Source organism: Leifsonia sp. C5G2, assembly GCF_013359685.1.
Taxonomy (GTDB): Bacteria; Actinomycetota; Actinomycetes; order Actinomycetales; family Microbacteriaceae; genus Leifsonia.
This window is the reverse complement of the sequence record NZ_JABFMV010000002.1, coordinates 230,360-242,070: the sequence shown is the minus strand read 5'-3', so window position 1 is coordinate 242,070 and position 11,711 is coordinate 230,360. Positions and strand designations below refer to the sequence as shown.

Sequence of the window (11,711 nt, the reverse complement as noted above, 5' to 3'; positions counted from 1 at the left end):
GAGCGAGTGAGTGGCGGGCGAGTGAGCAGCGGGCGAGTGGACGACGAGCGAGTGGGTGGCGAGACCGGGAGCATCGGCTCCGGGGGCTTCGGCGGCAGCATCAGCCGCGTGACGGGTTCGCACCTCAGCGTGCGCGGAGCGCGGGTGCACAACCTGCACAACGTCGACCTCGAGATCCCGCGCGACTCGATGGTCGTGTTCACCGGGCTGTCCGGATCGGGCAAGTCGTCGCTCGCGTTCGACACGATCTTCGCCGAGGGCCAGCGCCGCTACGTCGAGTCGCTGTCGGCGTACGCGCGCCAGTTCCTCGGCCAGGTCGACCGCCCCGACGTCGACTTCATCGAGGGGCTGAGCCCCGCCGTCTCGATCGACCAGAAGTCGACCAACCGCAACCCGCGGTCGACCGTCGGCACGATCACCGAGATCTACGACTACATGCGCCTGCTCTGGGCCCGCATCGGCGTGCCGCACTGCCCGGTCTGCGGTGAGCGCATCCAGCGCCAGACCGTGCAGCAGATCGCCGACCAGCTGATGGAGCTCGAGCCGGGCACCCGGTACATGGTCGTCAGCCCTGTCGTCTCGCAGAAGAAGGGCGAGTTCGTCGACCTGTTCAAGGAGCTCGCGGCGAGCGGCTACTCGCGCGCGCTGGTCGACGGCGAGCAGGTGCAGCTGTCCGACCCGCCGACGCTGAAGAAGCAGTACAAGCACGACATCTCCGTGGTGATCGACCGCCTGGTGGCCGGCCCCGACATCCTCGGCCGCCTCACCGACTCGCTGGAGACCGCCCTCCGGCTCACCGACGGGCTCGTGCAGGTCAACTACGTCGACCGCGAGGGCCCGGCCGCGTGGCAGAACTTCAGCGAGAAGCTGTCCTGCCCGAACGGCCACCCCATCCAGCTCACCGAGATCGAGCCCCGCACGTTCTCGTTCAACGCGCCGTTCGGCGCCTGCCCCGAGTGCTCCGGCCTCGGCACGCGCATGTCGGTGGATGAGGAGCTCCTGCTCGGCGACGACCACCTCAGCATCGCCGAGGGCGTCATCGTGCCGTGGACGACCCAGGGCAAGGGCCTGTTCAACTACTACGAGAAGCTGCTCGACGGCCTCGCGCGCGACCTCACGTTCTCGCTCAAGACACCGTGGGCGAAGCTCCCGAAGGATGTGAAGGACGCCGTGCTGCACGGCGACAACTTCGAGGTCAAGGTCAAGTGGAAGAACCGCTACGGCCGTGAGATGTCCTACACCTCCGGCTTCGAGGGCGTGGTGCCGTACATCGAGCGCCAGTACCTGCAGGCCGAGACCGACACGCAGCGCGCCCGCTGGGCCGAGTACCTGCGCGAGGTGCCGTGCCCGGTCTGCGGCGGCAAGCGGCTGAAGCCCGAGGTGCTCGCGGTGCTCGTGCACGGCAAGAGCATCGCCGACGCGTCGCTGCTCAGCCTGAGCGACGCCCGCGCCTTCATGGAGAAGCTGCACCTGACCGAGCGCGAGCAGAAGATCGGCGCGCAGGTGCTGCGCGAGATCAAGGTCCGCCTCGACTTCCTCATCCAGGTCGGCCTCAGCTACCTCGACCTCGCCCGCGCGGCCGGCACGCTCTCGGGCGGCGAGGCGCAGCGCATCCGGCTGGCGACGCAGATCGGCTCCGGCCTCACCGGCGTGCTGTACGTGCTCGACGAGCCGAGCATCGGCCTGCACCAGCGCGACAACCGCCGGCTGATCGACACCCTCGTCGCCCTGCGCGACCTCGGCAACACGCTGATCGTGGTCGAGCACGACGAGGACACCATCCGCACCGCCGACTGGATCGTCGACATCGGCCCGGGCGCCGGTGTGAACGGCGGTCACGTGGTCCACTCGGGCTCCTACGACGAGCTGCTGAAGAACACCGAGTCGCTCACGGGCGACTACCTCGCCGGCCGGCGCGAGATCGCCATCCCGGCGAAGCGGCGCAAGGTCGACAAGAAGCGCATGATCCGGGTGGTGGACGCGGAGGCCAACAACCTCAAGAAGGTGACGGTCGACTTCCCGCTCGGCACCTTCGTGGCCGTCACCGGCGTCTCCGGTTCTGGCAAGTCGTCGCTGGTCAACGACATCCTGTACCGGGTGCTGGCGAACAAGCTCAACGGCGCCCGCAAGGTACCCGGCAAGCACCGCACGGTCACCGGGCTGGAGAACCTCGACAAGGTCGTGCACGTCGACCAGGCGCCGATCGGCCGCACCCCGCGGTCCAACCCGGCGACGTATACCGGTGTCTTCGACCGCATCCGGACGCTGTTCGCCGAGACGCCGGAGGCGAAGACCCGGGGCTACCTGCCCGGCCGGTTCAGCTTCAACGTCAAGGGCGGCCGCTGCGAGGCGTGCTCGGGCGACGGCACGATCAAGATCGAGATGAACTTCCTGCCGGACGTCTACGTCGCGTGCGAGGTGTGCGGGGGAGCGCGCTACAACCGCGACACCCTGTCGGTGCACTACAAGGGCAAGAACATCGCCGAGGTGCTCGACATGCCGATCAGCGAGGCGGCGGAGTTCTTCAAGCCGATCTCGGCCATCCACCGCTACCTGCAGACCCTCGTCGACGTGGGCCTCGGCTACGTGCGGCTCGGCCAGTCGGCGACGACGCTATCCGGCGGCGAGGCGCAGCGCGTCAAGCTCGCGACCGAGCTGCAGCGCCGCTCCAACGGCCGCAGCGTGTACGTGCTCGACGAGCCGACCACCGGCCTCCACTTCGAGGACGTCCGCAAGCTGCTGCTGGTGCTGAACGGCCTGCTCGACAAGGGCAACACCGTGATCGTCATCGAGCACAATCTCGACGTCATCAAGTCGGCCGACTGGATCATCGACATGGGTCCGGAGGGCGGCGCCGGCGGCGGCGAGGTCATCGCGACGGGCACCCCGGAGCGGGTGGCCGAGACCCCGGGCAGCCACACCGGGTTCTTCCTCAAGGAGATACTGCAGGGAGAGTCCGCCCGGGGCGCGGCGTAGGGGATGGCCGACACCGTCAGCTACCGGCCGAAGGCCGGCGAGATCCCGACCCAGCCGGGGGTGTACCGCTTCCGCGACAGGAACCGCCGCGTGCTGTACGTCGGGAAGGCGAAGAACCTCCGGTCGCGGCTGAGCAACTACTTCCAGCCGCTGCGCAGCCTGCACGAGCGCACCCGGCGCATGGTGACCACCGCGTCCAGCGTCGAGTGGACGGTGGTGGGCACCGAGTACGAGGCGCTGCAGCTCGAGTACACCTGGATCAAGGAGTTCAACCCGCCATTCAACGTCAAGTTCCGCGACGACAAGACGTACCCGTACCTCGCGGTCACTCTCGGCGACCGCATCCCGCGGGTGATGATCACCCGCAACCGCAACATCAAGGACGCGCGCTACTTCGGCCCGTACACGAAGGTCTGGGCGATCCGCGAGACCGTCGACCTGATGCTGAAGGCGTTCCCGGTGCGGTCGTGCTCCGACGGCGTGTACCGCCGGGCCGAGCTGACCGGGCGCCCGTGCCTGCTCGGCGACATCGGCAAGTGCGCGGCGCCCTGCGTCGGCCGGATCACTCCGGAGGACCACAAGTCCCTCGCGATCGACTTCGCGTCGTTCATGGCGGGCAACGACAGCGGCTACCTGCGCGATCTGACCGAGAAGATGAAGCAGGCCGCGAGCACGATGGACTACGAGGCCGCCGCGCGCCACCGCGACGCCATCCAGGCGCTGGAGGGCGTGCTCGGCAAGAGCGCGGTCGTGCTGCCCGAGACCATCGACGCCGATGTCTTCGGCATCGCCCACGACGAGCTGGCGGCCGCGGTGCAGCAGTTCATCGTGCGCGGCGGCCGTGTGCGCGGCGTGCGCAGCTGGGTCGTCGACAAGGAGCTCGACATGGACCTCGGCGAGCTCGTCGAGACCGTCGTGCAGAACGCCTACGATGGGCCGGACGCCCCGCCGCGCGAGATCCTCGTGCCCGAGCTGCCGGACGACACCGCCGAGCTCGAGCAGTGGCTCACCCAGCGCCGCCGGGAGACCCCCGACCCCTCGGCGCCGCGCGGCCGACACACCGGACGCGTCGAGCTGCGCACCGCGCAGCGCGGCGACAAGGCAGCCCTGGCGCAGACGGTCTCGATGAACGCGAAGAACGCGCTGGTGCTCTACAAGACGCGGCGCAGCTCCGACTTCGTCGCGCGCTCCAAGGCCCTCAACGACATCCAGGACGCCCTGGGGATGGACGACGCGCCGCTCCGGATGGAGTGCTACGACGTCTCGCACCTGAGCGGCACGAACATCGTCGCGTCGATGGTCGTCTTCGAGGACGGCCTCCCGCGCAAGGACCAGTACCGTCGGTTCAGCATCCCCGAGTCCACCGACGACACCGAGTCGATCTACCAGGTCATCTCCCGGCGTCTCGCCTACCTCAAGGAGACCCCGGCGACGGAGTCCGTGGCCGGCACCGACGAGACCGCGCTGGACGCCGAGGCGGAGGCCGCGCTCGACTCCGAGGGCGCCGCGGGCGCCGACGAGGTCGTGGAGGCCGCCGCAGAGCGCCGCCGCCGCAAGTTCTCGTACCCGCCGAACCTGCTCATCGTCGACGGCGGCCAGCCGCAGGTCGCGGCCGCCAAGCGCGCGCTGGACGAGTCCGGCGTGACCGGCATCCAGCTCGCGGGCATCGCGAAGCGGCTGGAGGAGATCTGGCTGCCCGACTCCGACTTCCCGGTCATCCTGCCGCGCAACAGCGACGCGCTGTTCCTCATCCAGCGGCTGCGGGATGAGGCGCACCGGTTCGCGATCACCTACCAGCGGGCGCGCCGCAAGCGCGACATCGGCACCGTCCTCGGTGAGATCCCGGGCCTCGGCCCCTCGCGGGTGAAGGAGCTGCTCAAGCACTTCGGGTCGGTCGCGCAGCTGCGCACGGCGTCGCCGGAGCAGATCGCGGAGGTCCGCGGCGTCGGCCCGACCCTCGCGACGGCGATTTTCGAGCGGCTCGCGGAGGGCGGCCGCGGCGACACCGCGGATGCGCAGCCGGAAGAGGGCCAGGCGGCGGACGCCAGAAGCTAGGCTTGGGGTCACATCCAGTAAGCGGAGGAGACCGGTCGATGGCCACCGACGGCGACACACAAGCAAGCGCCGAGCAGCAGGAAGTGCTCATCGTCACGGGGATGTCGGGCGCGGGCCGCTCGACCGTCGCCAACGCCCTGGAGGACCTCGACTGGTACGTCGTCGACAACCTCCCGCCGCAGATGCTGCGGCCGCTGATCGAGCTGGCGAACCGGGCGGAGTCCGGGTTGCCGCGGATCGCCGCGGTCGTCGACGTGCGCGGCCGCAACTTCTTCACCGACCTGCGCGAGATGATCCAGAGCCTGCGCGAGGGCACGAAGGTGCGCGTCCTGTTCCTGGAGGCGTCGGACGCGGTCCTGGTGCGCCGCTTCGAGCAGGTGCGCCGGCCGCACCCGCTGCAGGGCGACGGCACGATCCTCGACGGGATCTCGGCCGAGCGCACGCGGCTGCGCGAGATCCGGGAGGCGAGCGACATCATCGTCGACACCTCCGACCTGAACATCCACCAGCTGGCGACCAACATCACCGACACGTTCGCGGCGGAGGACGCGGCCGACGTGCAGGTGACGGTGATGAGCTTCGGCTTCAAGTACGGGCTGCCCGCCGACGCCGACATGGTCGCCGACGCCCGCTTCCTGCCCAACCCGTTCTGGAATCCCGAGCTGCGCCCGCACACCGGCCTCGAGGAGGTGGTACGCGACTACGTGCTGGAGCAGGACGGCGCAGAAGACTTCATCCAGGGCTATGTGTCGGCCCTGCGCCCGATCATGGCGGGCTACCAGCGTGAGAACAAACGTCACGCGCTGATCGCGATAGGCTGCACTGGCGGAAAACACCGGTCCGTCGCGATTGCGGAAGAGCTCGCGGCGCGGTTGCGCACCTTCCCCGGTCTGTCGGTCAACACCAAGCACCGAGACCTCGGCCGAGAATGATCACGGCCCATCCCCACACGGCACCATCCCTGCCTTGAGACAGTAAGGAATCCGATTGGCTCTCACCGCCGACGTCAAGGACGAGCTCACGAAGGTCGAGGTCAGCAAGACCACGGTCCGGGCAGCAGAACTGGCCACCATCCTCCGGTTCTCGGGCGGACTCCACCTGATCGGCGGCCGGATCGCGGTCGAGAGCGAGCTGGACACCCCCGAGCTCGCGCGGCGGGTCCGGAAAGACCTGGCCGAGCTGTACGGCGTCCGCAGCGACGTCTCCGTGACGCCGGCCTCCGGCGTCCGCCGCTCCAGCCAGTACCTCGTGCGGGTGCTCGACGGCGGCGAGACCCTCGCCCGGCAGACCGGCCTGCTGGATGCGCGGCGCCGCCCGATCCGCGGCCTCCCGAACCGGCTCACCACCGGCTCCCGCGACGAGCTCGCCGCCGTCTGGCGCGGCGCGTTCCTCGCCAACGGCTCGCTGACCGACCCGGGCCGCTCCGCGGCGCTGGAGATCACCTGCCCGGGCAACGAGGCCGCGATGGCCCTGGTCGGCGCGGCCGGCCGGCTCGGGATCTCGGCGAAGGCCCGCGAGGTCCGCGGCGTCCACCGTGTCGTCATCCGCGACGGCGAGGCGATCAGCGCGATGCTCGTCGCGATGGGCGCCGACCGGACCGTCGCGAACTGGGAGGAGCTGCGCCAGCGCCGCGAGGTGCGCGCCAACGCCAACCGGCTGGTGAACTTCGACGACGCCAACCTGCGCCGCTCCGCCCAGGCCGCGGTGGCCGCGTGCGCCCGGGTCGAGCGTGCGCTCGAGATCCTCGGCCCCGAGGTCCCGAAGCACCTGCACTACGCGGGAGAGCTCCGCCTCGCGCACCGCGACGCCAGCCTCGACGAGCTCGGCCACTACGCCGACCCGCCGATGACCAAGGACGCCGTCGCCGGCCGGATCCGCCGCCTCCTCGCGATGGCGGACAAGCGCGCGAACGATCTGGGCATCCCCGGCACCGAGGCCAGCCTCCCCGCCGATCTCGACGAGGTGTAGCTTTCCCGGTGTACGTTTCGAAGGGGGACCCGCGTCGGCGGAAGTATCCGCCGGCCGCCCGGGTTGCACCCGATGACTCGACGAGTCGCTCGAATCACAACAACAGTGGAGATGAGTAATGGCTGACTACACGCTGCCTGACCTTCCGTACGACTACTCGGCCCTCGAGCCGAACATCAGCGGCCGGATCATGGAGCTGCACCACGACAAGCACCACAAGACGTACGTGGACGGCGCCAACACCGCGCTGGCGAAGCTCGCGGAGGCCCGCGACGCCGACGACCTGACCTACGTCAACAAGCTGGAGAAGGACCTGGCGTTCAACCTCGCCGGCCACGTCAACCACACCGTGTTCTGGAACAACCTCTCCCCGGACGGCGGCGACAAGCCGGTCGGCGAGCTGGCCGCGGCGATCGACGAGTTCTTCGGCTCGTACGACAAGTTCCGCGCCCACTTCACGGCGTCGGCGCTCGGCATCCAGGGTTCCGGCTGGTCGATCCTCGCGTGGGACTCGCTCGGTCAGAAGCTCATCATCGAGCAGCTGTACGACCACCAGGGCAACCTCGCCGCGGCGACCGTCCCGCTTCTCATGCTCGACATGTGGGAGCACGCCTTCTACCTCGACTACGTCAACGTGAAGGCCGACTACGTCAAGGCGTTCTGGAACATCACCAACTGGGCGGATGTGAACGACCGCTTCGTCCGCGCGCGCGAGAAGACCGCGGGTCTGCTGCTACTGTCGTAACCAGGATGGCGTCCCGGGAGGGTGCCTCCCGGGACGCCGACGTCCGCAACAACCACCCACCAAAGTGCGCCGTGCGGCGCCCATCGAGTAACTGGAGACATCTGTGTCCGTAAAGATCGGAATCAACGGGTTCGGTCGCATTGGTCGTAACTACCTGCGCGCCGCCCTCGCGAAGGGCAGCGACCTCGAGATCGTCGCGGTGAACGACCTCACCGACAACAAGACGCTCGCGCACCTGCTCAAGTACGACTCCATCACGGGCCGTCTCGACGCGACGGTCGAGCTGGACGGCGACAACATCGTCGTGAACGGCAAGCCGATCAAGGTGCTCGCGGAGCGCGACCCCGCCAACCTCGGCTGGGGCGACCTGGGCGTCGACATCGTCATCGAGTCGACCGGCCGCTTCACCAAGGCCGACGACGCGCGCAAGCACCTCGAGGCGGGCGCCAAGAAGGTCATCATCTCGGCCCCGGCCACCGGCGAGGACGCCACCTTCGTGATCGGTGTCAACGAGCACCTGTACGACCCGGCGAACCACGACATCATCTCGAACGCCTCCTGCACCACGAACTGCCTCGCGCCGCTCGCCAAGGTGTTCAACGACGAGTTCGGCATCGAGCGCGGTCTGATGACCACGGTCCACGCCTACACCGCCGACCAGAACCTGCAGGACGGCCCGCACTCCGACCTCCGTCGTGCGCGCGCCGCCGCGATCAACATCGTCCCGACCTCGACCGGCGCCGCCAAGGCCATCGGCCTGGTCCTCCCGGAGCTGAAGGGCAAGCTCGACGGCTTCGCCCTCCGCGTCCCGGTGCCCACCGGCTCGATCACCGACCTCACCGTGACCGCCTCGCGGCCGGTGACCGTCGACGAGATCAAGGCCGCCTACAAGAAGGCCGCCGAGGGTCCGCTCAAGGGCATCCTGAAGTACACCGAGGACGAGATCGTGTCCTCCGACATCGTCTCCGACCCGCACTCGTCGATCTTCGATTCCGGCCTGCTGCGCGTCATCGGCGACCAGGTGAAGCTCTCGAGCTGGTACGACAACGAGTGGGGCTACTCCAACCGTCTCGTCGACCTGACCGAGTACGTCGCCGAGCGCCTCTAACCCCCGGCGACCGACGTGACGCTCCGTACCCTCGACTCACTCGGTTCGCTCGCCGGCAAGCGCGTCGTCGTCCGTTGCGATCTCAACGTGCCCCTGGAGGGCTCGAAGATCACGGACGACGGCCGCGTGCGGGCGTCGATCCCCACCCTGAACGCCCTGATCAACCAGGGTGCGCGGGTGGTCGTCATCTCCCACCTGGGCCGCCCTGACGGCGCGCCCGACGCCAAGTACAGCCTGGCTCCGGTCGCCCAGCGGCTCTCGGAGCTGCTCGGCAAGCCGGTCACCTTCGCCCGCGACACCGTCGGCGGAGGCGCTCAGGACGCCGTCGCCGGCCTTGCGGACGGCGACGTCGCCCTGCTGGAGAACCTCCGGTTCAACCCGGGGGAGACCGCGAAGGACGAGGCCGAGCGCACGAGCTTCGCCGAGAAGCTCGCCGCGTTCGGCGACGCCTTCGTCTCCGACGGCTTCGGCGTCGTCCACCGCAAGCAGGCCAGCGTGTACGAGCTCGCGAAGCTCCTCCCGAGCGCCGCGGGCACGCTCATCCAGGCCGAGCTCGAGGTGCTCGACCGGCTGACCGAGACCCCGGAGCGCCCGTACGCGGTCGTCCTCGGCGGGTCGAAGGTCTCCGACAAACTGGGTGTCATCGGCCACCTGCTGCCGAAGGTGAACTCGCTGCTCATCGGCGGCGGGATGCTCTTCACCTTCCTCGCGGCGCAGGGCCACAAGGTGGGCTCGAGCCTGCTCGAGGCCGACCAGATCGACACCGTCAAGGGCTACCTGGCGAAGGCCGAGGAGCTTGGCGTCGAGATCGTGCTCCCGCGCGATGTCGTCGTCGCCTCGAAGTTCGGCGCCGACGCGGAGCACGCGGTGCGCCCGATCGACGCCATCGAGGACACCGACTGGGGCGACAAGGGCCTCGGGCTCGACATCGGCCCGGAGACCGCCGAGCTGTTCTCGGAGTACATCCGGGGCGCGAAGACGGTGTTCTGGAACGGCCCGATGGGCGTGTTCGAGCTCGCTCCGTTCGCCGCGGGCACGAAGGCGGTCGCCCAGGCGCTCACCGAGGTCGACGGCCTCAGCGTCGTCGGCGGCGGCGACTCCGCGGCGGCCGTGCGTGCGCTCGGCTTCCGCGACGACCAGTTCGGTCACATCTCGACGGGCGGGGGCGCGAGCCTCGAGTTCCTCGAAGGCAAGCGACTCCCCGGACTGGAGGTCCTCGGATGGCAGCAGTGAGCCCCACGGTGCGGCGCGTCCCGCTCATCGCCGGCAACTGGAAGATGAACCTGGACCACCTCCAGGCGATCGCGTTCGTGCAGAAGCTGGCGTGGACGCTGAAGGATGCGAACCACGACTTCTCCGCCGTCGAGGTCGCGGTGTTCCCGCCGTTCACCGACCTCCGCAGTGTGCAGACGCTGGTCGCAGCCGACAAGCTGCCGCTCGCGTTCGGCGGCCAGGACGTCTCCGAGCACGAGTCCGGCGCCTACACCGGCGAGATCTCGGCCGCGTTCCTGGAGGCGCTGGAGACCCGCTACGTCATCATCGGCCACTCCGAGCGGCGCACGCTGCACGGCGAGACCGACGAGCAGGTGGCCGCAAAGGTGACCGCTGCGCTCAAGCACAACATCGCCCCGATCATCTGCGTCGGCGAGACCGCGGAGGACCTGGAGACCCACGGCGCGAGCGCCGTCCCGGTCGCCCAGCTGCGTGCGGCCCTGGCCGGGGTCGACTCGGCCGCGGACGTCGTGGTGGCCTACGAGCCCGTGTGGGCCATCGGCTCCGGTCAGGCGGCGACGCCCGAGCAGGCCGAGCAGGTCTGCGCCGCGCTGCGGGGCGTGGTCGCCGAGGTCCTGGGCGACGATGTGGCGGCGAAGACGCGCATCCTGTACGGCGGATCGGTGAAGTCGGGCAACATCGCCGGCTTCATGCGCGAGCCCAATGTCGACGGCGCGCTCGTCGGCGGGGCGAGCCTCGACGTGAACGAGTTCGCGGCCATCGTCCGGTATCAGAAGCACGTCGGGCTCTGAGAGCGCCCGCGAGTTATACTGGCAGTTGGTTTTCCCCGGGGTTCGGCCCCGGGTCGCTTCCCGAAAGGTTCTCCGTGCTGATTCTCCAGGTCGTCCTGCAGGTCCTGCTGGGCATCACCAGCCTCCTGCTGACCTTGCTCATCCTTCTGCACAAGGGCCGCGGTGGCGGTCTGTCCGACATGTTCGGCGGCGGTGTCACCTCCAACCTCGGCGCGTCCGGGGTGGCGGAGCGCAACCTCAACCGGATCACGGTCATCCTCGGGCTGATCTGGATCACGTGCATCGTGGTCCTCGGTCTGATCACCAAGTTCAGCGCGTAAGCGCGCCCCGACCGGAGAAGGAGAAGAGCATGGCTTCCGGAGGCAGTGCCATCCGTGGCTCGCGCGTCGGCGCGGGTCCCATGGGCGAGCAGGACCGCGGCTTCCACGCGGAGCGCATCGCCGTGTCGTACTGGGACGCGCTCGGCAACGAGACCGTCCGCTACTTCGCTGCGAACCTCCCCGAGGAGGAGATCCCCGACGTCATCGACTCGCCGTCGACCGGCCTTCCCGCCGGCCGCGACAAGGAGAACCCGCCGTCGGTGGCGAAGACCGAGCCGTACAAGACGCACCTCGCGTACGTGAAGGAGCGCCGCAGCGAGGAGGAGGCGGAGCAGCTGCTCGAGGACGCCCTCAACCAGCTCCGCGCCCGTCGCGGCCGCCCCACCACGAACTAGCACCACGCGCACGAAGGCCGTCCACCTCCCGGTGGGCGGCCTTGGCCGTTCCCTGCCGCTGTTCCTGACGAATCGCGCCCGTTCGTGACGAATCGCGCCCGTTCGTGACGAATCGCGCCC

At 69.3% G+C, this 11,711-nt stretch carries 10 protein-coding genes; all 10 read left to right on the top strand.

The genetic code is table 11. The features are described from left to right. The first annotated feature begins 72 nt into the window (after positions 1–72). The 10 genes from uvrA to HNO83_RS03920 all read left to right on the top strand — a co-directional run bounded on the left by uvrA (position 73) and on the right by HNO83_RS03920 (position 11,591). Positions 73–2,976 carry an excinuclease ABC subunit UvrA gene (uvrA, locus tag HNO83_RS03965; RefSeq protein ID WP_175336356.1) on the top strand — a complete coding sequence of 968 codons (2,904 nt, stop codon included), beginning with the start codon at positions 73–75 and terminating at the stop codon, positions 2,974–2,976. Between the two features lie 3 nt (positions 2,977–2,979). Next, a complete protein-coding gene (gene uvrC, locus HNO83_RS03960) occupies positions 2,980–5,031 on the top strand; it encodes an excinuclease ABC subunit UvrC (RefSeq protein ID WP_175336211.1) in 2,052 nt (683 codons plus the stop codon). A gap of 38 nt (positions 5,032–5,069) precedes the next feature. Further along, positions 5,070–5,963, top strand: coding sequence for an RNase adapter RapZ (gene rapZ, locus HNO83_RS03955; RefSeq protein ID WP_175336210.1), 894 nt, complete (start codon positions 5,070–5,072; stop codon positions 5,961–5,963). A gap of 55 nt (positions 5,964–6,018) precedes the next feature. Further along, positions 6,019–6,999 carry a DNA-binding protein WhiA gene (gene whiA, locus HNO83_RS03950; RefSeq protein ID WP_175336209.1) on the top strand — a complete coding sequence of 327 codons (981 nt, stop codon included), beginning with the start codon at positions 6,019–6,021 and terminating at the stop codon, positions 6,997–6,999. Positions 7,000–7,117: 118 nt separating this feature from the next. Then, entirely contained in the window at positions 7,118–7,744 is a 627-nt protein-coding gene (locus HNO83_RS03945; protein WP_175336208.1) for a superoxide dismutase, read from the top strand. Positions 7,745–7,847: 103 nt separating this feature from the next. Next, on the top strand, positions 7,848–8,852 hold the full coding sequence (gap, locus tag HNO83_RS03940; RefSeq protein WP_175336207.1) for a type I glyceraldehyde-3-phosphate dehydrogenase: 1,005 nt from the start codon (positions 7,848–7,850) through the stop codon (positions 8,850–8,852). A 15-nt stretch (positions 8,853–8,867) separates the two neighbouring features. Then, on the top strand, positions 8,868–10,085 hold the full coding sequence (locus HNO83_RS03935) for a phosphoglycerate kinase (RefSeq protein WP_175336206.1): 1,218 nt from the start codon (positions 8,868–8,870) through the stop codon (positions 10,083–10,085). Next, positions 10,073–10,876: a triose-phosphate isomerase gene (gene tpiA, locus HNO83_RS03930; RefSeq protein ID WP_175336205.1), complete on the top strand. Its 804-nt coding sequence runs from the start codon at positions 10,073–10,075 to the stop codon at positions 10,874–10,876. The genes HNO83_RS03935 and tpiA overlap by 13 nt, the downstream gene beginning before the upstream one ends. Before the next feature lie 74 nt (positions 10,877–10,950). Beyond that, positions 10,951–11,196, top strand: coding sequence for a preprotein translocase subunit SecG (secG, locus tag HNO83_RS03925; RefSeq protein WP_018191139.1), 246 nt, complete (start codon positions 10,951–10,953; stop codon positions 11,194–11,196). Positions 11,197–11,225: 29 nt separating this feature from the next. Then, positions 11,226–11,591: an RNA polymerase-binding protein RbpA gene (locus tag HNO83_RS03920; protein ID WP_175336204.1), complete on the top strand. Its 366-nt coding sequence runs from the start codon at positions 11,226–11,228 to the stop codon at positions 11,589–11,591. The last annotated feature ends 120 nt before the right edge of the window (positions 11,592–11,711 follow it).